The following is a 25,333-nucleotide window of genomic DNA, read 5'->3' on the forward strand; positions in this document are numbered from 1 at the left end:
TTTCCCGTCTTGCTCGAGCTACTCAGGCATCCGTCATAGAGATTGTCTCGCTTACTGTCCGTTTTCCGTAGGCGCGCGGGGAACTCCCCAGCATGCGCCGGAACATCGTGGTGAAGGCGGAGATGTTTTCGTAACCGGCGTCAAGCGCCACAGTTGTCACCGATTCACCTTCTGCAAGCCGTGGAAGCGAAGCGAAAATGCACGCCTGCTGGCGCCAGGTTACGAAACTTACGCCCAGCTCGCTACGGAAAAGCCGTGTAAACGACCGGCGGCTGATCCCCATTGCTGCCGCCCAGTCGTCAATCTCGATCTTCACGACGGGTCTCTTCAGGAAATCCCGGCAGAGCGCCGCCAAACGTGCATTTCGCGGGAACGGCAAGCCGAGCGGACGCTCCGGCAAACCATTGATTTCATCCAGCAGTAACGCCCTGACAAGACCTTGCCGGTGGAACGCTGACGGTTTTTGTTCTTCGCTCAGCAATTCGAGGATCAGGCTGGAAGCCAATCCGGTAATTTCCACGACCTTGGGCGTTTCCGGAAAGAAGAGGTCCGGATGCACGTAGATTGAATACATCTCCACCGTGCTGATTGCATCCGCCTCATGTTTCATGCCTGCGGGAATGATCAGTCCATGATCCGGTGGTATCATCCAGCGCCCGCCGGCAGTACTGACCAACACGACACCCTTGCGGGCACACCAAATCTGCGCCCGCGCGTGATGATGCAGTGGCGTATGGTGACCGCTCTGGTAGATCCGGTGCAACGCCAGCACAGGTTCATTCGTGCCCTCGATCAATCGCAGGCTGGTTTCGTGGTCAACAAGGGTCAGGTCTATCATTTCGCGCGGCTTGATTTTCGTCATTTGGCCCACTCTCGAAGATAACAGTCCAAAACACAAAGGCAGGCCAGAAACAATAGCGATAAAAGCAGATCGAAATAAAGATGTACTCCCGCCAGCCAGGCGGGGAGCCGAAAGAGGAAATACAATGGCTACCGTGACCGGCACTGGGTTCAGCCCCCAACGCACGACGTTTTCCATCATTGCAGCGGCGAGCTTCTGCCACATGCTCAACGACATCATGCAATCGCTGCTGACGTCGCTTTATCCGCTATTGAAACAGAATTATGCGCTGGACTTCGTGCAAATTGGCCTTCTAACCTTTGCCTTCCAGGTTACCGCGTCACTGCTCCAGCCTGCTGTCGGTCTCGTCACCGACAAGTACCCCATGCCATTCTCCCTGCCGGTGGCAATGCTTTCGACCTGCGCCGGTCTGATCACACTGGCCTTCGCGCATAGCTTTGCTGTTCTGGTCGCAGGCGCCTGCCTGATTGGCATCGGTTCGGCGATCTTCCACCCTGAAGCCTCCCGTGTTGCCCGTGTTGCTTCAGGCGGCAGACACGGACTGGCTCAGTCGTTTTTCCAGGTCGGTGGGAACACCGGCACGGCAATTGGCCCGCTGCTTGCAGCCTTTATCGTCATTCCGCTCGGCCAGCAGAGCCTAAGCTGGTTTTCGTTGATTGCGCTGGCTGGTTTTGCCGTACTTTCCTGGGTGGGCGTCTGGTACAGCCGTCATCGCCGGACCACAGCCGGCAAGGCGACGATCAGCCGCGCATTGCCACTGTCGCGCGGAACCGTGATGATGACGCTCGGCGTTCTCGTGGTCCTCACTGCGACGAAGAATGCCTATCTTGCAAGTCTCTCCAGCTACTTCACCTTCTACACGATCGAGAAGTTCGGTATCGGCGTGCAGGACGCACAATTGCTTCTGTTCCTGTTCCTTGGAGCCTCTGCAGCGGGTGTATTCTTCGGTGGTCCCATCGGTGACCGATTTGGATCGCGCGTTGTCATCTGGTTCTCGATCCTCGGTGTCATTCCTTTTGCGCTGCTTCTGCCCTACGCAAATCTGTTCTGGACCGCGGTTCTCGTCGTTGTGATCGGTTTCGTATTTTCTTCGGCGTTCTCCGCGATCGTTGTTTTTGCCCAGGAACTGGTTCCAGGCCGCGTCGGTCTGATTGCCGGCATGTTCTTCGGCTTCGCCTTCGGCTTCGGCGGTATTGGCGCAGCCGTACTCGGTATCTTCGCGGATCGCGAAGGCATCGAATTCGTCTATCGCATCAGCTCATACATGCCTCTGCTTGGCTTGCTGACGGTGCTCCTGCCGAAGTTGCCGAGCCACCGCTAAAAAACGCGGGTAGGAGATCAAGTGTCTCCTACCCGATCTCCGTTCCTGTCGAAGACATGAAGACGTTCCTGCGGGAACCCCACCCACAAAGACTTTCCTGGCTGAAGAAGTGCACGATCAGAAGAGAATAGCTTGAAGGGCAGGCCGTGCACTGTCAGGTGCAGGATAACGCCCAGTCCTGTCGGCTCGACGAGATCGACGGCCGCCTCGACGCCGTCATTAGAGGGCGCCACCGAAACATGCTCAGGCCTGATGCCGAGCGTAACCTGCTCCTCGTTGCCGACCGGCACAACGCGTCCAAGCGCCAGACGCGTGCCATTCGGTAGAACGACGAAACTTGTGCCTGCTTCGTGAATGCAGCGGCCTTCAAGAAAATTCATCCCGGGCGACCCGATAAAACCCGCAACGAAGAGATTGGCGGGACGATCATAAAGATCGAGCGGCGCGCCGATTTGCTGGACGTAACCTGCGTTCATGGCAACGATACGCGATGCGAGCGTCATTGCTTCGATCTGGTCGTGTGTCACGTAAACGGATGTTGCACCGAGGTCGGCATGCATGCGCTTGATTTCAGCGCGCATCTGTTCGCGAAGGCGGGCGTCGAGGTTCGAAAGCGGCTCGTCGAAAAGAAATGCCTTCGGTTGGCGCACAATGGCCCGGCCCATGGCGACGCGCTGCCGCTGGCCTCCCGAAAGCGCCTTTGGACGCCGTGCTAGGTAAGGATCAAGCCCAAGCTTTGCAGAAGCGCCGGAGACGGCAGCGGCGATCTTTTCTTTTGGACTCCGTCGCAGCCGCAACGAGTAGCTCATATTGTCCGCGACGCTCATGTGCGGATAAAGCGCATAGGACTGGAATACCATGGCGATATCCCGGTCTTTTGGTTTGCGGTCGTTGACGCGTTGACCATCGATAGAAAGTTCCCCGGACGAGATTTCTTCAAGGCCGGCGATCATACGAAGCAAGGTTGATTTTCCGCAGCCGGATGGACCGACAAGAACAATGAACTCGCCGTCATCAATCTTGAGGTCAACTCCGTGAAGGACCGGATGGTCGCCATATGTTTTGACGATCTTCTTCAGCTCGATTGAAGCCATGGGTAATTATCCTTTCACCGCGCCGGCCGTCAGGCCCTGCACGAGGTAACGTTGAATGAGCAGGAAGAAGAGGCAGGCCGGAATGAGTGCCAGCACGCCCGCAGCCATCATCTGCCCGAAATCGACGGAGAATTTAGAAACGAAGGTCAAAAGTCCGACCGGGAACGTCGCGCTTTGGTTGCCTGAAATCAGCATGAGGGCAAACAGCAACTCGCTCCATGCGGCGGTAAAGACAAAACCAAGCGTTGCCGCAATCCCGGGAAGCGTGAGTGGAAGGATGATTTGCCGAAACGCCACGAAGCGGCTTGCACCGTCGATCATGGCCGCCTCTTCCAGATCCTTCGGAATGCCATCGAAGAACGATTGCATCAGGAAGGTGGCGAACGGTACGTTGAAGGCGGTATAAACGATGACGAGGCCGGTCAGACTGTTGGTTAATCCGAGCGGCGACAGCATTTTGAAGATTGGTGCTACCAGCATGACCAGCGGGAACATCTGCGTAATCAGCATCAGGGCGACGATCCAATACTTACCCTTGAAGTGAAAACGAGACAGAGCATAGCCCGACAGCGAAGAGAGTAACGTGACGGCAAGTGCCGTTGAGCCCGCAACAATGACACTGTTCTTAAAAAACGTGGGGAAGGCACTGTTTTCTATGACGAAACGGTAATGATCCAGCGTCGCTTGCGACGGCCAAAGTCTTACCCCTTCGCTGTAGAGGAGGTCATTTGGCGTCACAGACACCTTTAGCAGCCAAAAGAGCGGGAAAAGCGCAAAGACGATATAGGCAAGAATTGCCAGGCGATGCGCCAGTGTGAGGAAAATCCGGCTAGCCATCGTCTAGTCCTTTTCAATCAGGCGCTGACGCATGATCACGATGACCATCGAGTATGCCAGCAAGAGCACCAGCAAAACGAGCGCGATTGCCGATGCGTAACCGAAGTCCAGGCGCTTGAAAGCCTGCGTGAAAATGTAACTTGCAACGATCTGCGTCCGGTCCGCTGGTCCGCCATTTGTCATAACGATGATGAGATCGGCGAAATTGGCAATCCATACGGTTCGAAGCAGGACGGTGATCGCAATCGTCGGCGCGAGAAACGGCAAGGTGATCGAGGTAAAACGCTGCAACGGATTGGCGCCATCGATTGAGGCTGCCTCGTAGAGGTCGCGCGGGATTGCCTGTAGCGCTGCCAGAAGGGTGATTGCGAAGAATGGAATTCCCCACCAGACATTGGCGATGATCGGGCCCCACATGGCAAGCTGCGGGTCTGCAAGAATATTGTTGGGCGCTGACAGCAGACCAAGCGATACCATCCAGTGCGGCAAAGGTCCGATAACGGGGTTAAAAAGCCACGCCCAGTTCAGCCCGGCGAGAAATGTCGGAACGGCCCAGGGAAGGAAAACGAGAGCCTGTGCAATTCCCCTGCCCGCAAATGGCTTGTCCAGCAGCAATGCCAGGATGAGGCCGAAAAAGAACTGCAGGAAGACCGAAGCGCCCGTCCACCAGAGGGTGTTTTTAAAGGCGCGATAGAAAGCGGCATCCTGGGAGAGCGTCTTCAGGTGCTCGAGCCCGACAAATCCGCCGGAAAACGGGTTGAGGAGCTGCACATCCCGGAAGGCATAAGACAGGCCCAGCACCAACGGTACCAGCATGACGGCAACGATCAACACAAGAACGGGCGCACTGTAGAGCCAGGGCTCTGCCCAATCGGCAAAACGCTTGAGCGCCGGTTTGCGCGCGACCACTGGCCCAGCGCCAAGGGCATAAGACATAGTTTCGCTCCCCGATCGGCCATCGGTCGAGAACGACTGATCCAGCGATCAACCGTGCCGATCTACAAAATCTGGAAAATGAGGCCGATGGCCCGAGGGCCCCGGCGAGAGGGCCACACGGGGTTGGAAAACCCGCGCGGCCGTTATTGTCAGTTACTTGGACGCCAAAAACTTCTGTTGCGCCTTGGTCATGTAGTCTGCCCACTGTTTGGCGAGGTCTTCAGGCGTAATATCGCCAAGCAGCGCTTCCTGCGACGTCTTGATGACGAGCGAATCCTTGAAGAAGGCAAACTCCTCCAGATAGGTCGGCATCGTGGTCGGCACGGCATTCTTGTCAGCAAGCTCATCGAACCAGCCCTTGAACTGTTCGCTCGCATAGAAAGGATCCTTTTCAGCCGACTTGTGCACTGGCAGAGCACCCGTCTTCTTGTTCCACTCGATATTGCCTTCCGGCCCTTCGAGGGTTTCGATCAGCTTCCAGGACAAGTCCTTGTTCTCGGATTTGGCCATCATTGACCAGCCCGCAAAACCAATCGTCGGGAACGTCTTTCCGTCTGGGCCCTTTGGCATGGTCATCACACCGAAGTCCTCGGCCTTCATGCGCTGAGCAATTGCGATCAGTGCGTCAGGATCCTGATCGAGGAATGCGCAGGTGCCAGAGTAAAAACCGGCGACGATCTCGTTGAAGCCCCAGTTTACGCTGTCCTTTGGAGCGTAACCGTTCTTGTAAAGATCAACCACATAGGTGAGACCCTTTACCCAGCCTGGGCTGTCGAAGGTCGACGTTCCATCCTTGGTAAAGAACTCATTGGAGCCAGCCATCGAAGCGCCGAACATCACCCAACCGTTCAGTCCGCCAGGTCCACCGCGCATGCAGTATCCGTATTTGCCTGGCAGGGCGGCAACCTTCTTCGACGCGTCGGCAAATTCGTCCAGCGTCTTCGGCGGCTCTTTCACACCGGCCTGCTCCAGGAGTTTCTTGTTGTAGAACATGGCCCTCAGATAAAATCCGTAGGGCAACATGTAGGCCGTGTCCTTTACATCGCGGCCAAGCTCAAGTGTCCGGTCACTGAGGCCCGGCGTATGCTCCCATTTGGCGAGGTAAGGCTCCAGGCTTTCGAGCATGCCATTGTTGGCGTAGAGCGACAGCCAGGTATCGGGCATTTCCATGACATCCGGTACATCTCCGGCCGACACCATGGTTGCGAATTTCTGGAAGGCTTCGCTCCAGGGCAAGGAGATGATTTCGACCTTTGTCCCCGGATTGGCGGTTTCAAATTTCGAAACGATGCCTTTGAGCGTTTCCGTGCGCTCTGGGCTTGTAATGACCTCAACTAGTTTCAAGGTCGTGTCCGCCATAGCCGTTCCGGCCATCATGGCGGTGAAGAGTGCTGCGGTTACCAGTTTTTTCATGTTGTTCTCCCCTTTTGTCGTCAGTTTCAAGAAGCGGTCAGGCGGCTGAGGCCTCCTTGATCGCCGGTTCAAGGTCCTTCCAGAGTGCCTCGGTGCCTTCGAGCCCGACATGCAGGCGCACCGAACGTTCGCTGATGCCGAACGTATGGGCAGAGTTTGGCTGCGCCTTCTGTTCAAGCACCACTTCACCGGGGACGATCAGGCTTTCGTGTCCTCCCCAGGAAACACCGAGTTTGAAAAGCTTGAGCTGGTTCGCGAAAGCGCGCACATCAACTCCAGGCTTGAAGATGAAAGAAAACAGACCCGACGTTCCGTTGAGGCCGGGCGGCAGACGGTTGGCGAGGCCTGGGTGGCAAACCGTTTCAACCACATCGAGCGCTTGCAAGCGGTTGGCAATTTCCAGTGCCGATTCTTGATGCGCCTTCATGCGGATAGGCAGTGTGCGCAGCCCTCGGATGAGGAGCCAAGCATCGAATGGTGACATCTTGCCACCGAGATAGGGGTAGGTTTCGGCGCGAATGCGATCAATCATCGCCTTGGAGCCTGCGACCACACCGGAGACGACATCGCTATGGCCGCCAAGATATTTCGACGCGGAATGCAGAACGAGGTCGACGCCGAGCGAGATCGGTTTTTGGAAGATGGGGCTCGCCCACGAGTTATCGATGACGGTTATAGCGCCGTGACGGCGTGCGATAGCAGCAAGCGCGCCGACATCATGCGCTTCCATCACCCAGCTTGTCGGACTTTCCATGTAAAAGAGTTTTGCGCCCGGCATCGCTTTTTCAACGGCAGCCTCATCGCGACCATCAACATAGACGACCTCGATATTCATGCGCTTCATGTAGGTGCCGAAAAGACGGAACGCATCGGGGTAAACATGGCGAACCGCCACGATGCGATCACCCGGGGAAACAAACGACAGGACGGTCGATGAAATGGCCGACATGCCACTTGCAAAACCGAGCGCATCCTCCGCACCTTCAAGCTTGGCGAGCATTTCCTCAAACAGACGGACGGTCGGATTAAGACCACGCGTATAGACGGGACGCGTCTTTTCACCGCGATAGGTCGAGACCATCTCGTCATAGCTGGAGAAGGTGAATAGCGACGTCTGCACGAGCGGTGGCACCACCGCTTCGAAAGCATGGGTCTCATCGTGTGCAACGATCAGGGAGGCGGGATCAAAGAGATCGTTGCCTTGGCTCATTTCGACATGTCCTTGATATCTTCCTCGACCACGGCGAGGATTTTAAGTGTTTCTTCGCGGGCAGCATCAGCATTGCCGGACGCGATTGCGTTAAAAAGCGTCCGGTGAAACGGAAAGGATCGCCCTGCGAAATCCGGACGATCAAAAGGCTTGGACCAGAAGCGTTCGAACCCTTCACGCATTTGCTCAAGTAGCTGTTTGAAAAGCGGGTTGTGCGTGGCGTCATAAATCGAGAGGTGGAAGGCAAGGTCTGCTTTGCCGGAAGTTCCTTCTGCAAGATGGACACGTTCCATCTCGTCGAGCCGCGCTTCCATCGTTGTGATATCATCAGCCGTGCGCCGGCGCGCCGCTGCCATCGAGGCTTCGACCTCGATGCCACGCCGAACCTCGAGGGTCATCAGCAAGGCATCACGGAGGCTTTCGGCCTCAATGGAAATAGGCATATGCACGGTGGCCGCAGAGATCGGCTTGAGCAGATAATTGCCGCTACCCTTACGGCTATCGATGACACCCAGCGCCTGAAATTTGCGAATAACTTCACGGATTGTGGAACGGCCAACACCAAGTGCTGCCATCAATTCTCGTTCGGCTGGAAGCCGATCGCCGGCTTTAAGATCAGCCCGCTCGACATAATCGGAAAGGGCAGCTTCGACCTGGCGCACACGGTCGCTCGGCGGTATCGGCTGCATCAATTCCCGGCTGCTGGTCCTGTCCAAGACGACTCCTTAAATTGGTCTGACATCTTACCATTTCAAACAGAAAATCGGTTGTCAACTGGCAAGCGTGATGCAGTAAGCAACTCTGGCTAGGCCCGAAACTCGGGTTTCGTGTCCCGAAAGGAAGTCTCACGCGCCGCAAAGTGATTTCGGTGTTGGTTTGCACGCAGAACTGATCCGGTTAAGCGCATAATTTCCATTGAGAATTGAGCCATGTGAACCTTCCCCCAACGCGGAGAGCGACGGGGGCAACGGAGTGAACCACATGGGACTTTCAAATGTCATCCGTCGGATGGCGCTGCGTGAGAAGCAGTCGATTTTCCGACAAGTTGGCGGCCTGGCTGAATACAGAGGCCGGAATGTCGCGCAAGCAGCGACGAACACCGAAGCAGATTCTTGCCGATCCGGTGGCTCTCGGCTTTACCGGCTTTTATGGTCGGGTTGCCGCCTTCGCCCGTGATTGGCGAGCAGAACGACAGCGTTAGCACCAGACGACGGGCCGCGGCATATTCGTTCCGCTGTCCTTCCGCGGCCATTAGCTCGAAATTTAACGACTTTCAAAATCTCAACGTAATCGCCGCCACCTATAATTGTGACCTGATTGATTTTTCACTTTTGGTCATCGCGTCTTCGGCGGCCGCCTTCCTTGCGGGAGGCGCATATTCTCTGGTTCCACGTGAATTGTATGATCCCGAATGCAATATCAAAGGCAACAATCATTCGTACTGAATTGGCGAGCGGTGGTTCTGTTCCGAAGCAGAGCGCGCGAGGCTGGTTGGAGGAAAGCGTCGAGATGATAGTCACAAGGGGCACGATATTGCGAAGGGTCATTGGGTTCTTTTGTTTTATGGCAATAGCGTTTGGCGCTTTAACCCAAGTGAGGGCTGACCAGTCCCATTTTACAGGGAACTGGCAACAGATCGTTTCAAATGCCGGGCAATGCGACCGTTGCCAGATTGCCATCGAGCAGCAAGGCTCTGTGTTGCGAATAACGTCAAGTAATGGCTGGTTTGCTGTTGTTGATGTCGATCAGAGCGGAGCCTCTGAGACAGTGAGTGGTATAGGGCGATGGAAACCCGGGCATGGAGGCGTTTACGGCAGCGCGCCATTTACTGTTGATTTCACAATGACGGATGGACAGCTTTATATGAACATGAGCGTCCCGGACGCAGACAAGCATACCCGTGTTATCAAGGCGATTTTTGATAAATTGCCACCAACCAACAGTGACCTTAGCCCGTCGATCAAGGCCTAATGGTCGGCCGTTAAATTGGCATTGTTTCACGGTTTTCTCCAACAGACCAAGCCTCAACCGGCGATGAGTGAGAACCACGTTGGTGAGGATTTTTACCTACGCAGCGAGTTCAAACCGCGCTGGCAGACCAGCCCAACCCATTGGAAAAGAAGGATATCCAGCCACTCGGTCAAACCACGGCTTCGTTGGGCGAGCCCGGTTCCTATTAAACATCGCCTGCGGAAGAAATGGATCAGAAGAAAAACTATCTGGTGGGGATCGTGGTGCCTCGGAACCGAACGACCCACTATCCGTTTTGCCTTGAAAGGATTTCTCGGGAGAAAGGTCATGAAACTCAAGCTGGTTCTGAGCACGATAATCGGCCTCACCTGCGCGGCAACTATAGCCGAAGCACGGAACGACTGGCACCTTTACGGCGCGGTCCAAGTTGCCGGTGATCGCGTACTTGAGACGGCATATCGAAACGCGCTTTATCAGTGCGGTTACGACGGGTATCCTTCACCCACTCGCATCGGCGCTTATCACAACCCGAATGCCTCTCCAGAGATGCGCATATGCCTGTCCCGCATGGGGTTCATCCTGGAATATGGTGTACCCTTCGCCTACCCCGTACGTAAAGTGGTTTACCACTCCACATATTGATCCCCCGGATCACATTGGGTGGCTGCGTTTGAAGTGAAATGGTCCTGGCGACAGGCTGGCGTCGACGCATACGACACCAACGGAGCCCTCATGTCCTCATCCCTGAAGCCTGTCTGATGTGCTGAGCGCTGCTGCATATTGAAAAATGTGCCGGGAGTGCCGACCTACAGGATAGCCTGGAGGTCAAGATGTTTTACGTTTCCCTAGCACTATGCGCTGTCGTCACGGCATTTTTTGTTTGCCGATACTATGCCGCAAAGACACTCCTTGTCGAAAAAGATATCGAGAAAGCTATCTCGCGCAAACTTGCGTCGAGCGGGATAAAGCTCGAGCTGGCAAATGTCCAAGAGGAAAACGCCGTAATGCGGAACCTCTTGCTTGACCTTCTCGAGAACGAAGCAGCGTTACCGATCAAGCAATCCACTGTGTCTAGGGATGAGTTCGTTCGCATGAAAACAGCCAAGATCCAGCGGTACCGTGAGATTTTGGCAGAAAGTGCACATGTTTTGCGACAGAGCCAGGCCAGCCATGTTGCCCAGCCCTCCAGTTCGATCAATTCCGACGATCGCAGCCCATGAAGTTTAGCGGATATTACGGTGTCGTAGACTGGTCAAAATGCAGGCCCCAAAGGCACCTAGGTTGCAATGGAGACAGCATCCGGCGCCGATAGGTGGAGCCCAATATGAGCGAGTAGGATCAATAACGCAGAAGAACGCAACCTCAGCTGCCTTCGAAACGAAGGCAACTAAAATCGTTCCTCTTTGCTCATCGCATTTGCAGATACATCGTTCAGAAAGTTCTGATGATCTTGCCCACTTTCGCTGTAAAATCGTCTAGAATTTTTCGCTGTTCGACCCGCTGCCCCTCGATTGAAGTGAGCTTGTCTTCCAGAAGGTTCAGCTGCTTGTCGAAGCGATTTTTAGTATCGCCGTCTCCAACAGCCTGCAGATTTTCGCGAACCCTCGCCTGCTCCTGCGATGCCCGGTCGTAGTCCTGATCGAGCAACTGCAGTCTCAGTTGAGCGTCATTCTCGCTCCGGCGCGCATCTGCCAGTTCTATGAGCTTCGCCTTCGTCTCGTCATCGACAGCCGCTTCTTGCCAGGCGACCAAAGTGAACGCGTCCGCGTCGACGAGGGAAATGGTTTCATCGTTGATCAATTCAAACCGTGTTGAGACAGTCTTCGTCTCGGCGGCTTTCAGTTTTGTCTTTATTCGATAATCACTGACGGTTGGATCATCCTGTCCCTCGGCCTTGAACGTCCAGCCGCTCCGTTTTGGAACCTCAATCATGACGGTACGCTCACCATCCTGAGCGCCCGTGATAGTGTAGGTCGCCTCTTCAACGGTTGATGACTTTGCGTGCATCATGCCATCGATGACCTTGAGATTGACGATGTTCTGGCTGGTCTTAACCGCTGTGTCTACATTCACCTTCTGATCGACCGCAAAGCTCACCGATTGTTTTTCGTCCCGTGGCAGTCCATTTATTTGCGCGTCACCGACATATCCGACACTCTCATCATAAACAGTCATGATGCCGGGCGGCAGACTGATCCCGGCATTGTTTTCAATCAGTGCAGCCGCTACCGGGTGGTCACTCACCATTCCGGCCCGATAAAGTGAGACCATGTCAGCCTTCACTCCCTGATCGATGATCGGAACCGAAATCGTATCGCCGTTCTTGATGTCGTAAGTGCCATTCAAAGCGAATGTCGACGTAACATCCTGTTCGGCAGCGCTCGCTTCTTGACCCGCAGCTATTGCGAAAGGAGCTGGCGCGGCCTCACCAGCCATTGCATCTGCGGCGGGCGAGGAAAGGAGATTTGAAATCTCAAAGTTGTGTCTAGCCATCATTGGTTTCGCCATAACTCCGCGCGGAAGACTGGCTGCCGCCGTATCAACTGGCACCTCGGTGCGCTCACGCATGAAGTGTCGATGAAGCGCTTGCTTGAGGGTGACCGGCTTTCCGGAAGAAAGTGTCACGCCGACACCGTTCCAATCTTCTCCTGACGCATTTTCGAATACTGCCCAGGCCTGGAGGCGGACTTCACCATCCTTGCTCGTTACAAGGCGGTATGAAGTCTTCCAGATCGGAGCTGGTACGACATATGAGATATCAACTTCCCGGGAAGCAGCGCCGTCCAGCTTCAGGGTTACAGTGCGCGCTCCATCTGTATTGCCTTTTGCAATCACGTCCATCGCGGTCTTGAGTTTGGCTTTGACAGAAGGGTCCAGAATTTCAACCTTGGTGCCCGGCAACGGAACCATTGCAACTTCACCGTTGTCCATCATCAGGGATAACTGCCAGCTTTTGGATGTTTTTTCATTTTCGCTCGCCGTAACACCAAGAACGACGCCATCCTTATCCCCTGCCCTGACCCGTGCTCCCTTGATCGCATCCAGTAGCCTGGGCATTGAAGTAAGGTCAGACGCCTTGAACGGCAGTGTACGGAAAGTCTCTTCAAGCGGGTTGGGTCCAGCAAGTGACAGGTTCTTGACCCCACCTTCCTTATCCCGGACAACGAGGCTTTTAAGGACATCATCGATCTGATCGAGCGGCACCTCGATGGTCACCTCGGAATCCTGACCAACTTCAGCGGACCTGACAATTTCGGCTAGCCCACCAGAAGACAAGGTCACGGATTTAACTGGTCCGTTCACGGCGGCAAAGGCAGTTGATGAAACGAGTAAAAAGAACAGTGCTGGCAGAACGCTCTTGGTGGTGGTCATAAGATCTCCCTGGCCGGCTTATGGCAGAGTGCCAGGCAACTTCCGGCTGCAATTCATCGACTATCGTCGTCGTTTTGGAGCAATTTGAGGCGAGCCTTGCATAGCCGCTGATTTTGCAGCGCTCGTTGCAAGGCGATCCCCTGACGCACTCGACGGCTAGATCAAAACAAGCGTCTTTTCATCACGTCTTCCGTGACAGAAGTGCTGGAGGGCTTGTTCGTACAATGATCCGTCTCGACTGATGGCCGCGAACAAGGTCATAGATGAACAAAATTTCAAATCGTCTGGTGACCCGAGAATGGTGGTGGCGGAGCGACTAGAATGCCGCAGCATGGCCTGCGTACATTCGGCAAGCCGTGGTCCGAGGACAACGTGATCAAGATAGGCTTGCGCTTCATCGCGGCCAGACAGCGCGTAAAAGCGCGCAATATCAGAACGACCAAGGCCCTTTATCTGCGGAAAGATGAACCACATCCAATGTGAGCGCTTGGAACCGGCCAGAAGCTCATTTAGGGCAGTGCTGTAAACGTCGCGCTGCGCCAGGACAAATCGCTCGAGATCAAATGACGGCATGGGCTACTCCCACGTTTTGTCAGTCAAGCGACCAACACGAAGCCTCCTGCGAGCAGAAGACATTCAAACCAATTTCGATAGAATAGCGACATGAGCACATTTAACGAGACTGAAACCGCACTTTTCGAGCGACTTCGCGCCTTGAAAGCGAAGCCGGAAATGGCAATCAATCTTTACGACATTGGCGTACCGATGACCGCCGCAGGCTTTACGGAAGACGAAATCATGAGCGTCCTCACAGCTCTTGAACAGGACAAGATCGTCGCATTCTCACCGGGGAACCGTCTGCTGATCCTGAAAGATCTTCCCGATACAGTATGAGAATACGCAAGTCGCAGCACAGGACTGAAAGTCGGGTGACGCCAATCACTCAGAACTTGTAACGAACGCCAAAAACATTGGCATTCGTTGCCCCCTTCATGTTTCCAAGTGTTTTTCCCCCACCGGACCGATGATGGAGGCGCCAGAAGAACTCGGTCGAAGAATCCTCGCTGAAGGAGACGTTGATTTCCGGGCCGAGATAGAAAAGGACATTAGCGTTGCCGTCGTCCTTGATCTCCTGCTCGCGTTCCCGGCCTGGTTGCGCATCTGTGACAAGACTGAGGCCGGCTGTAAAACTCGGTGTTATGAAGAGCCGTTCGCCAAGTTTGATCTGCTCATAGCGCGCAACGGGACCTGCCCAAATTTCGCCGGTAAAACCTTTGCCAAACCTCGCGGCTACCCCGATTTCCCCTCCCAGTCTCAGATTGCCGATCTGATAGGGATAGAACTGATAACCGCCGCCGAGAATGGCATTGCGCTCGTAGTCGACCGGGACAAGGGCCGCACTCTTCAGCATATCTTCCGTGGTCAGCGCGCCGGCAAAACCGAAAATTGCCTCTTGGGTCGGTTCTGCCATGTCCTCGGACGCAAAGGCTTGCGTTGTCGCCATCGTTAACATGGTTGCCAGCATCAAACCGTGCACAATCTTCATGTCTGTACTCCTGAACGTACCCGCATAGGCATGATCCAATAGGGACATTTCCATGATCCTAACATCCCGCAACCGAACACAAAAAGTTCAATGCCGAACGAAGGAATGGTTTCTCGAACCAAACTCAGTCGTGCATCAGCGCAGGAATGTCCTGAAACGTCGCAGGGCAAGGTAGAACATGACACCACCGATCGCCGCAAGCGCCATGAGTTGCGGCCAGACGATGTCAATCCCCGCCCCCCTGAACAGAATGGACTGCGCAAGGATGACGAAATGGGTATTGGGTGCGAGCAGCATAATGTACTGAATGATGTCGGGCATGCTCTCTCGCGGCGTTGTCGCGCCTGAAAGCACCTGAAGCGGCAGGAGAACCAGGATCAGCAACATACCGAATTGCGGCATGGAACCGGCCACAGTCGCCATGAAAATACCCATTGATGTCATGGCGAACAGTTGGAGCGCAGTACCCAAAAGAAAGAGCCAGAGCGAGCCCTCAATGGGGATGCCGAGCAGCCCTTGGACCACGACGAAGAGAGAAAACGCCGATGCCACGAGGACGACAAGTCCCATCGACCAGACTTTGCTCAGCATAATCTCCAATGGCGTGACTGGCATGACGAGGAGATGCTCGACCGTGCCGTGCTCCCGCTCCCGGATCAGCGCGGCTCCCGTCAGCACGATAGAGAGCATCGTGATGGCAGTGATGATGTTGTTGATCGACCCGAACCAGGATTTATCCAGTTCCGGGTTGAAACGCGCCCTTAATGTCAGATCCACCGGGACAGACGTTGCGCCTCTATAACGGTTCACATATTCCTGAACTTCACTCGAGATGATGGTCTGGACATATCCACCACCGCTGAACGCCTGGCTCATACGCGTCGCGTCGATATTGAGCTGGATCGCCGGCTGCTGGCCTGCCATCAATCGGCGCTGAAAATCGGGCGGGATGTTCAGAGCAAACGTATCGAGACCCGCATCCATACGCTTGTCCATTTCGGCAATCGAAATCTGTTTTGGAGGCGCAAAGTATGGCGGGTAGAACGCGGTGCTGATACGTCCGGAAAGCGGCGACTGATCCTCGTCGACAATGGCAATCGCCGCATTGTTCAGCGTTTCCGGCAGGGCACTCGAGCCGGTGTAAATCTGCAGCGTGAAGGCATAGACGATCAGGACAAGCAACATTCCGTCGCGGGCAAGACCACGCAACTCCTTGATGCCCAGTTGAAAGATGTTGGAGGAAAAAAACGTCATGACGCCTGCTTCCTCAAAAGTGCGGCTCCGGCAACAAGCAGGACCGGCACGGCAATCAGCAGGGGCACGAAGGACCCGTATAGTCCGGCAAAATCAAGTGCCTTCGAGAAAGTGCCGCGTGAAATCGTCATGAAGTAGGTCGCGGGATAGATCTCGCCGATAACAGCGCCAGCTCCGCGCAATGACGAGACGGGATCTATCATGCCGGAATACTGGGTCGCAGGGATCAGTGTCAGAAGTGCAGTCCCGAAGATCGCGGCAATCTGGCTCTTCATGAACGACGACATGACGAGACCGATCGATGTGGCGATGATGACGAAGAGCAGCGCCCCTGTCGCATAGGCGAGATAGCTTCCAGTAAACGGTACCCGGAAAATAAAGATCGCAAAGGCCGTCAAAAGCAGGAAGTTCAGCATGCCGAGAGCGACATATGGTAGCTGCTTGCCGATCAGAAACTCCAGTCGCGTCGTTGGCGTGACGTACAAATTGACGATCGACCCCAGTTCCTTCTCGCGTACAACGCTCAATGCCGACAACATGGCCGGAATGAGCATGAGGAGGAGCGGAATGACTGCCGGCACCATGGCCACCAGGCTCTTCACATCAGGATTATATCGGTAGCGAGTTTCGATGCTGAAGGAATTCTGTGTCGCAGCACTACCATAAAGTTCAGTCGCTTTGCGCGTCAGCCACCCTTGGTGCATTCCCTGAACGTAACCGCGCACGGTCTCCGCGCGTTGCGGCATGGCGCCATCGATCCACGCCCCGACTTCAACCGTTTTGCCACGCAAAACGTCACGCCCGAAACCAGGCGGAATTTCAATGGCTAGGCTCAGTTCACCATCGCGCATTCGCCGGTCCATATCGGCATAGTCACGAATTGGCTCTTTCTCGATGAAGTACCGGGAACCGGCGATATCCAGGACATAATCTCGACTGATCGTGGAATCATCGCGGTCCAGAACAGCAAAGGTCAAATCCTCGACATCGAGGTTGATGCCGTAGCCAATAACAAACATCAGGATCACGCTGCCAAGGACGGCAAGTGTGCCGCGGATCGGGTCGCGTTGGAGTTCCAGAGCCTCGCGACGGGTATAGCTGAACATCCGCCTGAAATCGAAAAACCGCTTTTTTGAAGGGGGTGCGTGGGTTGTCTGGACAACGGCGACTGGAGGCGCGGCAGCGGCGTCCGTTTTCGTGATGCCCGAAGCATCTTCAAGATAGGCGATAAATGCGTCTTCGAGCGTCGCTGCATTGCGGCTTTTCGTGATCCCTTCCGGGGTATCACTAATCAGCACCTTGCCGGCATGCATCAACGAAATGCGGTCACACCGTTCCGCCTCGTTCATGAAATGGGTCGAGATGAAGATCGTCACATTGTCGTTGCGGGACAGCTCGGCAAGGATTTGCCAGAAACCGTCGCGCGCCACCGGATCGACGCCCGACGTCGGCTCGTCAAGGATCAGGATGTCGGGAGAGTGGATCATGGCAACAGCAAGAGACAATCTCTGGCGGATCCCGAGTGGCAGGTCATCCGGAAGATTTTCCATGACGTCACCGAGATCAAAGCGCTTCGCCATCTCCTCTATGCGGGGCCCAATGGTTTTTTCCGGCAACTTGAAAAGTCGCGCATGCAGATCGAGGTTTTGACGTACCGTTAGCTCTGAGTAGAGTGAAAATGCCTGACTCATGTAGCCGACGCGGTGGCGGATCGCCATGTCGCTGGCATCTACGGTGTGGCCGAACAGCTTCGCTTCGCCCTCGCTGGCGGCAAGCAATCCCGTTAGCATCTTCATGGTGGTGGATTTGCCGCAGCCATTCGAGCCAAGAAAGCCGAATATCTCGCCGCGCGGGATTTTGAAGCTGACATTGTCGACCGCTGTAAAATCCCCGAAACGCATGCTCAAATGCGAGGCTTCAATCGCATAATCGCCGTCATCTGACGCCTGGCGCGGTGCAATATGCACCTCCTGGTACCCCTGTCGCTTCGTCTCTGGCAGAAGGGCAATAAATGCTGCGTCGAGATTGGCGGCCGACGTGCGCTTGAGGAGTTCGTCTGGCGAACCCGTAGCCAGGATTTTGCCCGCATCCATCGCGACAAGCCAATCGAAGCCGGCGGCTTCCTCCATGTAGGCGGTGGCGACAATCACGCTCATGCCTGGGCGACCAGCGCGAATTGTGTCGATCAATTCCCAGAATTGCCGGCGCGAGAGCGGGTCGACACCTGTCGTCGGTTCGTCGAGGATCAGAAGGTCCGGATCGTGGATCAGGGCACAGCAAAGACCGAGCTTCTGTTTCATGCCGCCAGAAAGTTTCATGGCTGGCCTGTCGGCGAACGGTTCAAGTCCGGTACTTTTCAGAAGATCGGCAATACGCGCCTGGCGCTCCTTGCCGTCCTGGCCAAAAAGCCGGCCGAAGAAGTCAATATTTTCGAACACCGACAATGTTGGATAGAGGTTCTTTCCAAGGCCCTGCGGCATGTAAGCAATGCGTGGGCAGGTATCTTCGCGGTGGCGGGCGCTCGACATATCACCGCCCAGCACCTCAACCTTACCGGCTTGGATAGCCCTCGCACCCGACACCAACGACAGAAGAGACGATTTTCCAACGCCATCGGGACCGATCAGGCCAATCATGCGTCCGGCTGGAATTTCGACGGAAATGCTGTCGAGCGCCACTGTATTCTTGAAGGCCAGCCGCACACCACTCAGTCGCGCGACCGGTTCAATTTCCATTTTCGCTTCCAAACGCTCAGCCATGGCGGAAACCATCACTTGACGAGGTTGCGTTCAAGGTTCTCCGGCCAGGCGGCATTCGGATCAAGCCGGACGTAAGCCATGCCAGGCAGACCTGTTTTCACGTACTGGATATATTTCTGCAGCAGTTCCAGGGGAATCTGGGCACGGACGCGGAACGTCAGTTTCTGGCGCTCCTCCTCGGTTTCGACCGTTTTTGGTGTGAATTGCGCGACATCCGCCACGAAAGACACCTTGGCCGGGATCGTGTATTGCGGCGCGGCATCCAGAATGAGGCGAACATCGGAACCGATCGATGTCCGACCAGCCTCCGCTGTCGGGAGGAAGAACGTCATGTAGACATCGCCGAGGTCGACAAGATTGAGGACCCGCCCGCCGGCCGAAAGAACCTCGCCGGGCTGCGCGATCCGGTACTGGACGCGGCCATCACGCGGCGAGACCAGCGTAGCATCCTTGATATCTGTCTCAATGCTTTCGATATCAGCCTGTGCGGCGTCAACGGCCGCCTCAGCATCGACAATCTGAGCCTTGGCTGCATTGATTGCGGCATCGGAGGCTGCAAGCGAGGCCTCTGCCGAGGCGAGCGTAGCACGTGCCGAGAGCTCGGCCGCCTCGTTATCATCGACAATCTGTTGCGAAACCGCATTACCGGTCAGCAACTGTCTGGAGCGCGTGTAAGTCTTTGAAGCAGAATCGAGCTGCGCCTTACGTTGCTCCACCACAGCCAAAGCTGATGTCTTCTCCGCTTCCCGCTGCGCAACAAGGCTATGGGCTGTATCGATCGCGATTTTCGCCCGGCGAAGCTGGGCTTCCGCCTGTCGTTTCTTGGCTTCGAGCTGGGCAGTATCCATTTGCGCCAAAACCTGACCGGCCTTGACGAAATCACCCTCGCGCACAACGATATCCTGAAGGCGTCCTGCAGTTTTCGTGGAGATGTCGATTTCGACTGCTTCGATACGGCCATTGCTGGCAATGAAGCCGGAAGGTAATCCCTCACCTGTCAATTTTGACCAGGAAACATATGCGACGGCAGCAAGAACAAGAACTGCCAGACCAATGAGCAAGCCTTTTTTCGACATTCGTCTTCCCCAAAAACCCCTCGGAATTCAACCATAGTACGTTAAAATCCGAGAAGCCAGCCACCATAGCTTTTAAAATCCGCCTCCAATTCCTCATCCTTTTCATGGTGAGGAAGGTCCTTCGAATTTTGTCTAAGCCGTGTTCTGACGCATCACATTGACACAAGTCAAAATGGGCTGCGGTTTTTAAAAGTATCAGACCGTGCTCGTGGAGGCCCTTTGAGACGGGCGCATCAGGTAATGACCGACACCCCAGACATTGCCGTTCTCATGACCGAACAATCCGGCCGTCGCAAAGAAGAACAGTCGCCACCGGCGGTTCCAGAGTACAGCGTCTTCGCCGTAGGTTTCATTCAGTATTGGCTCGATCTGCGCTGCTTTTCGATCGAAATTCTCAAGCCAGTGCAGCGCTGTGCGTTGATAGTGGACACCAGACCAGCGCCACTCTTCCTCGACGCGAAAGAGATCGCCAAACCGGCGCGGCAGATCGAAAGCGGGCATGATACCGCCTGTGAAAAAGTGGCGAGCGATCCAGTCTGCGGGATTGTTATGGTCGAACCGGTAGGACCGATTTCTATGGTTGAATACGTGAAGGAAGAACTTGCCCTCCGGCTTCAGCCAGCCATGGACCCGTTCGAACAACGCCCGCCAGTTCGACATATGTTCGAACATCTCGACTGAGACGACCCGATCGAATTTTCCCTCTGTTGCAAAGTCATTCATATCGGCCGTCACCACGGAAAGATTTGACAGCCCGCGTGCCGCGGCGAGGTCGAGGATGTATCGACGCTGAGATTTGGAATTCGACACAGATGTGATACGCGCATTTGGATAGCGGGCAGCCATGTAAAGCGACAGCGAGCCCCATCCACACCCAAGCTCCAGGATATCCATGCCGTCAGCGAGACCGGCGTGATCCACGGTCTCTGCCAGTGCCGCAATTTCAGCTCCGTCAAGGCTGGTGGTCTCATCGGCATAGAAGCAGCAGGAATATTTGCGATGCGTGCCGAGTACTAGCGAAAAGAACTCCGGCGGGACCTCGTAATGCTGCCGGTTCGCGTCATTGGTATGGGTCGCGACAGGAAAGCCTGCCATGCCGACAACAAAAGCAGCTTCGGCTTCGGGAGAAATACGGGCAAGCCTTCGCTTCGTTCTTGCACAGAGATAATCTATTCCGGCAAGGGTCACGCTATCACTTAAGGGGGCGCGTTCAGCAGCGTTGATGGCAAAAGCAAGCATGTTCATGGACGACCTCCGGTCTTGCGTGGTCCAGGGAAAAAGGCATTCACACGACTTTGCAGGTCACGGAACCTGGTGCCGCGGGATTTCAGCATATGCTCCTCCAGAGGCGGGATGCCGGAAACATGGACCAGCAGCCAGTACATCATCAAAGGAGCGGCGAGCGAAAGCCATGACAACGGCTGAGCACCGACTGCCAGAAGCGGTAAACTGCACCAGAACAACCATTCAAAAAAGTAGTTTGGATGTCGGGAATACCGCCAGAAGCCAGTCTCGCATATCTCGGTTTTTGCCTGCGGTGTTTTCTTGAAAGCCGATAGCTGGGCATCGGATGAAGCTTCGCCGGCCACTGCGAATGCTCCGATCAGCAGCGCGGTGATATCGATGAGCCGCGGAAATGCAGCTGTGTTTGAAGCAGCGAGGTAGACCGCAAGAACCAGAACGAAGGCAGCCAGCGCCTGCACCTGCAGGAAAAAGAAGAGCCGCATGCTAGCTTTCTCGCCCCACTCCTCCAGCAAACGTGCATAACGTGGATCTTCGCCACCGCCGCTGGTGCGCGTGCCGATGTGACTTGCGAGCCTTAAGGACCAGGCGATCACGAGCGCAAGAACAGCGAAATTTCGCCAGTCCGCACCTTCTGCAAGAACAGCAGCCACAGCACCTGCAAAACCGACACCGGCAGACCAGATTGTGTCAATCCAACCGCTTGCGCCTGTGATCCGTTGAACCGCGAATGCCGCCGCCATGAGGAGCGACAGGAATATCGCGAGAGATGCCAGTACCTGCCAATCCATTCCTTCACCACTCTACTTGAGAGCATCCGATACCGCTCCTGGTGCAACACATACGGGAATGGGCGCTAACAGGTTTCAGGCAGCGCGAAAAAAAATCAAAAAACGTTCCGGCCCATGAAACTCATCAGACCAGTTCCTCGTAGTTGTTCTTGCATATGCGCAAACACTTTATGCGTGACCAAGAGGACCCCATGACCGAAACTGGAACGTCCGATCAGAAACGAGGCCTTAAAATAGCGGTCATCGGTACGGGTATCTCCGGCCTCTCTGCCGCGTGGCTGCTCTCCAAGCGTCACCAGGTGACGGTGTTTGAGGCCGCGAGCCGGATCGGCGGCCACAGCAACACTGTTGATTTCGAAAGTGTGAGTGGCCCGGTTTCGGTCGACACAGGCTTCATTGTTTACAATGAGGTGACATATCCCAATCTGACGGCTCTTTTCAAAGAACTCGACGTCCCAACGACGGCATCCAACATGTCCTTCGCCGTATCACTGAACGAAGGTGCGTTCGAATATGCTGGCGGAACCCGTTTTGGGCTCTTCGCACAAAAGAGCAATTTGCTGCGGCCACGGTTCTGGAACATGCTGGCAGATCTCTTGCGGTTTTACCGCGATGCCCCCGGCGACCTGCCAGAGATGGGCAATATGTCAATCGACGAGTATCTCACACGCCATCGATATGGCTCTGCATTTCGTGATGATCATCTCTATCCGATGGCAGCTGCCATATGGTCTACACCTGCGATGGACGTCGGGCGCTACCCGGCAGCGCAGTTCGTGAAGTTCTGCCACAACCACGGCCTGCTTTTGCTGCGCAACCGCCCCCAGTGGCGCACTGTTACCGGTGGAAGTCGCGAGTATGTCAGACGCATCACCACGGGTTTTAGTGACAGGATTCGGCTTTCGACCCGCGTGACGGAGATCCGCCGGACACCGGATGGTATTGCGATAACAGACGGTTTCGGACGAAGACATCAATTCGACGACGTGGTGATCGCAACCCATGCGGACCAGGCGCTTGAGATGCTGTCGGATGCCACACACGCCGAAAAGAACATTCTTGGGGCCTTCAGCTACACAAAAAACCGCGCAGTTCTGCACACGGACGCGGAACTGATGCCCAAACGGCGGGCCGCGTGGTCGAGTTGGAATTACGTCACCCATACGAACAACACCAACCGCCAGCCGACCATCACCTACTGGATGAACAGGCTCCAACCTCTGGGCCACGCGCCCGAGACGTTCGTCACACTCAACCCCGTTCGCGAACCCTCGGCGCAGAGCGTCGTTTGCGAAGAGATTTACGATCATCCCGTATTCGATGAACACACCGAGCGCGCACAACGTCATTTGTGGGCTCTTCAGGGCTACCGGAACACGTGGTTCTGCGGCGCGTATTTCGGTTCCGGTTTTCATGAAGATGGCATTCAGGCAGGTCTTGCCGTCGCTGAAGACCTTGGCGGCGTCAGACGCCCCTGGCAGGTCGCAAACGAAAGCAGCCGCATTGTCCGGCATCCCATTGCTGGAAGGCCAAACCGCGAGGAATGGATGGAGGCACCGGCATGAGCGAGCCCCTCGCCTCAGCGATTTTTCCAGGACATGTCACGCATGTGCGGTTCAAACCCAGGGAACACCGGCTTAGCTACCGGATTTACTCGCTTCTTATCGACCTCGATGAACTGGGCACACTCAACAGGCGTTTGAGGCTGTTCTCGGTTGACCGTTTCAATCTGTTTTCGTTCTTCCCTAGAGATCGAGGCGACAGAAGTGGCGATGACCTGCGCGGGCAGATCGAAAATGCAATGAAAGCGGCGGGTATTGAGCCAGACGGCGGACCGATCAGATTGCTGACCATGCCACGCCTCCTCGGCTGGTCTTTCAATCCACTTTCTGAGTTTTTCTGCTACAGGCGCGACGGTTCACTGGCCGCAATTTTATGGGAGGTCGACAACACCTTCGGTGAGCGTCATTCCTACCTCATCCCGGTTGAGACAGCTAATGGCAACGACATCGTCCAACGCTGCGAAAAACGGTTTTATGTCTCTCCCTTCATGGAGATGGATCTTCACTACACGTTTCATGTAAGCCCACCCGGTGAGACGCTTAAAATCCGTATCGACACCTTCGACGCTGAAGGAATTGTCCTGAGAGCGCGCCACCTAGCCCGCCGTGCGCCGCTGACAGATGGTGCTCTTTTGAGAGCGTTTTTCATGATCCCGTTTCTGACGCTAAAAGTCATCGGCGGCATTCACTGGGAAGCTTTGAAAATCTGGCTCAAAGGCGTGACGTTGAAGAAACGTCCTCCGCCTCCTCGAACCCCCATTTCCTTTATCCGCCCTTCACCAAACCAAACCGAGGCCAAAATCCATGACCCCGTTTGAAAACCTGACTGAAATATCTGCTGCAAATCCAGGGAGCACACGGCCGATGGGCATGGGTGGCTGGTTGATGAAGCGGCTCTTGAACAGAATTACCACTGGAAGATTGCGTGTCATCTTGCCGGATGGAGCATCGGTGGAAAAATGCGGTGAAAAGTCGGGTCAGGAGGCCACCTTCATAATCCATCGCTGGCGCGCGCTGAGACGACTGGTGCTCAATGGTGATATCGGGTTCGCAGATGGTTACATAGCCGGCGACTGGACTACCCCTGACCTCACGGTCCTTATCCGTTTTGCCGCCCAAAATCGCCAAGCACTAAGCGGTTCAATGCGCGGCAGCCTGCCGATGCGCCTGGCAAACCGTCTCGCCCATAGTCTGAACGCCAACACCAAGAATGGCAGTAGGCGGAATATCGAAGCGCACTATGACCTCGGCAACGAGTTTTATCGCCAGTGGCTCGACCCCTCAATGCTCTACTCTTCTGCTTTTTTTGACGAGACCACATCGACGCTGGAAGATGCCCAGGCGAGCAAACTTCGGCGAATTACGGAAAAGCTTCACTTGTCCGGGGGCGAGACCATTCTTGAAATCGGTTGCGGATGGGGAGCGCTTGCGGCGCACCTGGCACGCGAACATGACGCGAAGGTCACCGGTATCACGCTTTCACCGTCACAACTGGCTTTTGCGAACGATGCCGTTAAAAAAGCAGGTCAATCTGACCGCATTGATCTCAGGCTCCAGGACTATCGCGATACACATGGGCGTTTTGATCGCATCGTCTCAATCGAAATGTTCGAGGCTGTCGGCGAAGCATACTGGCCGAGCTATTTCGAAACGCTGAAAAGGTGCCTGAAGCCTGGCGGTCGGGCGGTGCTGCAAGTGATTTCCATTGACGAAGATCGCTTTGAAACCTATCGGCGCAAGGCTGATTTCATCCAGCGCTACATTTTCCCTGGCGGCTTCCTCCCATCGCAGAACGCTATTGAGAAATCGGTCGAAAAATCCGGTCTAAAACTTTGTGAAAAAGAGCTTTTTGGGATTTCCTATGCACGAACTTTGGCTGAGTGGCGGCTGCGTTTTGATGCTAAATGGCAGACGATTGCGCTGCTAGGCTTCGATGATCGTTTCAAGCGTCTCTGGGACTATTATCTCTGCTACTGCGAAGCGGGTTTTGCAGAGGGAGCGATCGACGTCGGCTTTTACGTCATCGAGAACAGTGAGCGCTATCAGACTTCGTCAAGCATTGAGCATGAGAGAGGCGTGTCATGAAA

Annotated in this window: 23 protein-coding genes and 1 pseudogene; 9 read left to right on the forward strand and 15 right to left on the reverse strand. The window is 55.2% G+C overall.

All coding sequences use genetic code 11. The features are described from left to right. Positions 1 to 22: 22 nt before the first annotated feature. A complete protein-coding gene (locus HWX89_RS23115) occupies positions 23 to 862 on the reverse strand; it encodes an AraC family transcriptional regulator (protein ID WP_138792920.1) in 840 nt (279 codons plus the stop codon). A gap of 124 nt (positions 863 to 986) precedes the next feature. Here HWX89_RS23115 and HWX89_RS23120 point away from each other — a divergent pair, with 124 nt between their 5' ends. Further along, on the forward strand, positions 987 to 2,183 hold the full coding sequence (locus tag HWX89_RS23120; protein ID WP_138792656.1) for an MFS transporter: 1,197 nt from the start codon (positions 987 to 989) through the stop codon (positions 2,181 to 2,183). A gap of 17 nt (positions 2,184 to 2,200) precedes the next feature. Here the strand turns inward: HWX89_RS23120 and HWX89_RS23125 are convergent, their stop codons facing one another. The 6 genes from HWX89_RS23125 to HWX89_RS23150 form a co-directional block, all read right to left on the reverse strand. Beyond that, on the reverse strand, positions 2,201 to 3,277 hold the full coding sequence (locus HWX89_RS23125) for an ABC transporter ATP-binding protein (protein ID WP_138792657.1): 1,077 nt from the start codon (positions 3,275 to 3,277) through the stop codon (positions 2,201 to 2,203). A 6-nt stretch (positions 3,278 to 3,283) separates the two neighbouring features. After that, the gene (locus tag HWX89_RS23130; protein ID WP_138792658.1) at positions 3,284 to 4,114 is read right to left on the reverse strand and encodes a carbohydrate ABC transporter permease; all 831 of its coding nucleotides are present in this window, start codon (positions 4,112 to 4,114) and stop codon (positions 3,284 to 3,286) included. Between the two features lie 3 nt (positions 4,115 to 4,117). Further along, positions 4,118 to 5,050, reverse strand: a complete 933-nt coding sequence (locus HWX89_RS23135; protein WP_138792659.1) for a carbohydrate ABC transporter permease — start codon at positions 5,048 to 5,050, stop codon at positions 4,118 to 4,120. Between the two features lie 153 nt (positions 5,051 to 5,203). Continuing rightward, positions 5,204 to 6,463: an ABC transporter substrate-binding protein gene (locus HWX89_RS23140; RefSeq protein WP_138792660.1), complete on the reverse strand. Its 1,260-nt coding sequence runs from the start codon at positions 6,461 to 6,463 to the stop codon at positions 5,204 to 5,206. A 37-nt stretch (positions 6,464 to 6,500) separates the two neighbouring features. Continuing rightward, the gene (locus tag HWX89_RS23145) at positions 6,501 to 7,673 is read right to left on the reverse strand and encodes a PLP-dependent transferase (RefSeq protein ID WP_138792661.1); all 1,173 of its coding nucleotides are present in this window, start codon (positions 7,671 to 7,673) and stop codon (positions 6,501 to 6,503) included. Next, entirely contained in the window at positions 7,670 to 8,362 is a 693-nt protein-coding gene (locus tag HWX89_RS23150; protein WP_178340918.1) for a FadR/GntR family transcriptional regulator, read from the reverse strand. Before HWX89_RS23150 ends, HWX89_RS23145 begins: the two co-directional genes overlap by 4 nt. A 344-nt stretch (positions 8,363 to 8,706) precedes the next feature. On the opposite strand from HWX89_RS23150, the pseudogene HWX89_RS23155 reads away from it, so the two are divergent. The 4 genes and pseudogenes from HWX89_RS23155 to HWX89_RS23170 all read left to right on the forward strand — a co-directional run. Further along, positions 8,707 to 8,871, forward strand: a pseudogene (locus tag HWX89_RS23155) (IS21 family transposase); the annotation flags it as partial. A 203-nt stretch (positions 8,872 to 9,074) separates the two neighbouring features. Continuing rightward, positions 9,075 to 9,644, forward strand: a complete 570-nt coding sequence (locus HWX89_RS23160) for a hypothetical protein (protein ID WP_138792663.1) — start codon at positions 9,075 to 9,077, stop codon at positions 9,642 to 9,644. Positions 9,645 to 9,971: 327 nt separating this feature from the next. Then, positions 9,972 to 10,286, forward strand: coding sequence for a hypothetical protein (locus HWX89_RS23165; protein ID WP_138792664.1), 315 nt, complete (start codon positions 9,972 to 9,974; stop codon positions 10,284 to 10,286). 188 nt (positions 10,287 to 10,474) lie between these two features. Beyond that, complete coding sequence (locus HWX89_RS23170; protein ID WP_138792665.1) at positions 10,475 to 10,864, forward strand: hypothetical protein; 390 nt, start codon at positions 10,475 to 10,477, stop codon at positions 10,862 to 10,864. Between the two features lie 211 nt (positions 10,865 to 11,075). Here the strand turns inward: HWX89_RS23170 and HWX89_RS23175 are convergent, their stop codons facing one another. Next, complete coding sequence (locus HWX89_RS23175; protein ID WP_138792666.1) at positions 11,076 to 13,016, reverse strand: DUF4139 domain-containing protein; 1,941 nt, start codon at positions 13,014 to 13,016, stop codon at positions 11,076 to 11,078. A gap of 156 nt (positions 13,017 to 13,172) precedes the next feature. Further along, positions 13,173 to 13,589 (reverse strand): DUF1810 domain-containing protein, encoded by a 417-nt coding sequence (locus tag HWX89_RS23180; protein ID WP_138792667.1) that lies wholly within the window; start codon positions 13,587 to 13,589, stop codon positions 13,173 to 13,175. A gap of 90 nt (positions 13,590 to 13,679) precedes the next feature. On the opposite strand from HWX89_RS23180, the gene HWX89_RS23185 reads away from it, so the two are divergent. Further along, positions 13,680 to 13,910 carry a hypothetical protein gene (locus tag HWX89_RS23185; RefSeq protein ID WP_138792668.1) on the forward strand — a complete coding sequence of 77 codons (231 nt, stop codon included), beginning with the start codon at positions 13,680 to 13,682 and terminating at the stop codon, positions 13,908 to 13,910. A gap of 49 nt (positions 13,911 to 13,959) precedes the next feature. Here HWX89_RS23185 and HWX89_RS23190 read toward each other — a convergent pair whose 3' ends face one another. From HWX89_RS23190 to HWX89_RS23215, 6 genes are all read right to left on the reverse strand, one after another. Beyond that, the gene (locus tag HWX89_RS23190; protein WP_178340909.1) at positions 13,960 to 14,562 is read right to left on the reverse strand and encodes a hypothetical protein; all 603 of its coding nucleotides are present in this window, start codon (positions 14,560 to 14,562) and stop codon (positions 13,960 to 13,962) included. 135 nt (positions 14,563 to 14,697) lie between these two features. After that, a complete protein-coding gene (locus HWX89_RS23195; protein WP_138792669.1) occupies positions 14,698 to 15,816 on the reverse strand; it encodes an ABC transporter permease in 1,119 nt (372 codons plus the stop codon). Next, entirely contained in the window at positions 15,813 to 18,551 is a 2,739-nt protein-coding gene (gene rbbA / locus HWX89_RS23200; protein WP_286086221.1) for a ribosome-associated ATPase/putative transporter RbbA, read from the reverse strand. The genes HWX89_RS23195 and rbbA overlap by 4 nt, the downstream gene beginning before the upstream one ends. 35 nt (positions 18,552 to 18,586) lie before the next feature. After that, positions 18,587 to 19,651 carry an HlyD family secretion protein gene (locus tag HWX89_RS23205; RefSeq protein WP_138792671.1) on the reverse strand — a complete coding sequence of 355 codons (1,065 nt, stop codon included), beginning with the start codon at positions 19,649 to 19,651 and terminating at the stop codon, positions 18,587 to 18,589. A 195-nt stretch (positions 19,652 to 19,846) separates the two neighbouring features. After that, positions 19,847 to 20,896, reverse strand: coding sequence for an SAM-dependent methyltransferase (locus HWX89_RS23210; RefSeq protein WP_138792673.1), 1,050 nt, complete (start codon positions 20,894 to 20,896; stop codon positions 19,847 to 19,849). Beyond that, entirely contained in the window at positions 20,893 to 21,684 is a 792-nt protein-coding gene (locus tag HWX89_RS23215) for a DUF1295 domain-containing protein (protein WP_138792674.1), read from the reverse strand. Before HWX89_RS23215 ends, HWX89_RS23210 begins: the two co-directional genes overlap by 4 nt. Before the next feature lie 191 nt (positions 21,685 to 21,875). On the opposite strand from HWX89_RS23215, the gene HWX89_RS23220 reads away from it, so the two are divergent. The 3 genes from HWX89_RS23220 to HWX89_RS23230 are packed head-to-tail and all read left to right on the forward strand — an operon-like array spanning position 21,876 to position 25,331. Continuing rightward, positions 21,876 to 23,249 (forward strand): NAD(P)/FAD-dependent oxidoreductase, encoded by a 1,374-nt coding sequence (locus HWX89_RS23220; protein WP_138792675.1) that lies wholly within the window; start codon positions 21,876 to 21,878, stop codon positions 23,247 to 23,249. Next, positions 23,246 to 24,064: a DUF1365 domain-containing protein gene (locus tag HWX89_RS23225; RefSeq protein WP_138792676.1), complete on the forward strand. Its 819-nt coding sequence runs from the start codon at positions 23,246 to 23,248 to the stop codon at positions 24,062 to 24,064. Before HWX89_RS23220 ends, HWX89_RS23225 begins: the two co-directional genes overlap by 4 nt. Then, entirely contained in the window at positions 24,051 to 25,331 is a 1,281-nt protein-coding gene (locus HWX89_RS23230; protein WP_138792677.1) for an SAM-dependent methyltransferase, read from the forward strand. Before HWX89_RS23225 ends, HWX89_RS23230 begins: the two co-directional genes overlap by 14 nt. The last annotated feature ends 2 nt before the right edge of the window (positions 25,332 to 25,333 follow it).

The organism is Rhizobium sp. RM (genome assembly GCF_013390595.1).
GTDB lineage: Bacteria > Pseudomonadota > Alphaproteobacteria > Rhizobiales > Rhizobiaceae > Agrobacterium.

Bases quoted from the DNA above. Each gene is read 5' to 3' on its own strand.
- HWX89_RS23115 (WP_138792920.1), bottom strand. From the start codon at position 862: ATGACGAAAATCAAGCCGCGCGAAATGATAGACCTGACCCTTGTTGAC.
- HWX89_RS23120 (WP_138792656.1), top strand. From the start codon at position 987: ATGGCTACCGTGACCGGCACTGGGTTCAGCCCCCAACGCACGACGTTT.
- HWX89_RS23125 (WP_138792657.1), bottom strand. From the start codon at position 3,277: ATGGCTTCAATCGAGCTGAAGAAGATCGTCAAAACATATGGCGACCAT.
- HWX89_RS23130 (WP_138792658.1), bottom strand. From the start codon at position 4,114: ATGGCTAGCCGGATTTTCCTCACACTGGCGCATCGCCTGGCAATTCTT.
- HWX89_RS23135 (WP_138792659.1), bottom strand. From the start codon at position 5,050: ATGTCTTATGCCCTTGGCGCTGGGCCAGTGGTCGCGCGCAAACCGGCG.
- HWX89_RS23140 (WP_138792660.1), bottom strand. From the start codon at position 6,463: ATGAAAAAACTGGTAACCGCAGCACTCTTCACCGCCATGATGGCCGGA.
- HWX89_RS23145 (WP_138792661.1), bottom strand. From the start codon at position 7,673: ATGAGCCAAGGCAACGATCTCTTTGATCCCGCCTCCCTGATCGTTGCA.
- HWX89_RS23150 (WP_178340918.1), bottom strand. From the start codon at position 8,362: ATGCAGCCGATACCGCCGAGCGACCGTGTGCGCCAGGTCGAAGCTGCC.
- HWX89_RS23160 (WP_138792663.1), top strand. From the start codon at position 9,075: ATGATCCCGAATGCAATATCAAAGGCAACAATCATTCGTACTGAATTG.
- HWX89_RS23165 (WP_138792664.1), top strand. From the start codon at position 9,972: ATGAAACTCAAGCTGGTTCTGAGCACGATAATCGGCCTCACCTGCGCG.
- HWX89_RS23170 (WP_138792665.1), top strand. From the start codon at position 10,475: ATGTTTTACGTTTCCCTAGCACTATGCGCTGTCGTCACGGCATTTTTT.
- HWX89_RS23175 (WP_138792666.1), bottom strand. From the start codon at position 13,016: ATGACCACCACCAAGAGCGTTCTGCCAGCACTGTTCTTTTTACTCGTT.
- HWX89_RS23180 (WP_138792667.1), bottom strand. From the start codon at position 13,589: ATGCCGTCATTTGATCTCGAGCGATTTGTCCTGGCGCAGCGCGACGTT.
- HWX89_RS23185 (WP_138792668.1), top strand. From the start codon at position 13,680: ATGAGCACATTTAACGAGACTGAAACCGCACTTTTCGAGCGACTTCGC.
- HWX89_RS23190 (WP_178340909.1), bottom strand. From the start codon at position 14,562: ATGAAGATTGTGCACGGTTTGATGCTGGCAACCATGTTAACGATGGCG.
- HWX89_RS23195 (WP_138792669.1), bottom strand. From the start codon at position 15,816: ATGACGTTTTTTTCCTCCAACATCTTTCAACTGGGCATCAAGGAGTTG.
- rbbA (WP_286086221.1), bottom strand. From the start codon at position 18,551: ATGGAAATTGAACCGGTCGCGCGACTGAGTGGTGTGCGGCTGGCCTTC.
- HWX89_RS23205 (WP_138792671.1), bottom strand. From the start codon at position 19,651: ATGTCGAAAAAAGGCTTGCTCATTGGTCTGGCAGTTCTTGTTCTTGCT.
- HWX89_RS23210 (WP_138792673.1), bottom strand. From the start codon at position 20,896: ATGAACATGCTTGCTTTTGCCATCAACGCTGCTGAACGCGCCCCCTTA.
- HWX89_RS23215 (WP_138792674.1), bottom strand. From the start codon at position 21,684: ATGGATTGGCAGGTACTGGCATCTCTCGCGATATTCCTGTCGCTCCTC.
- HWX89_RS23220 (WP_138792675.1), top strand. From the start codon at position 21,876: ATGACCGAAACTGGAACGTCCGATCAGAAACGAGGCCTTAAAATAGCG.
- HWX89_RS23225 (WP_138792676.1), top strand. From the start codon at position 23,246: ATGAGCGAGCCCCTCGCCTCAGCGATTTTTCCAGGACATGTCACGCAT.
- HWX89_RS23230 (WP_138792677.1), top strand. From the start codon at position 24,051: ATGACCCCGTTTGAAAACCTGACTGAAATATCTGCTGCAAATCCAGGG.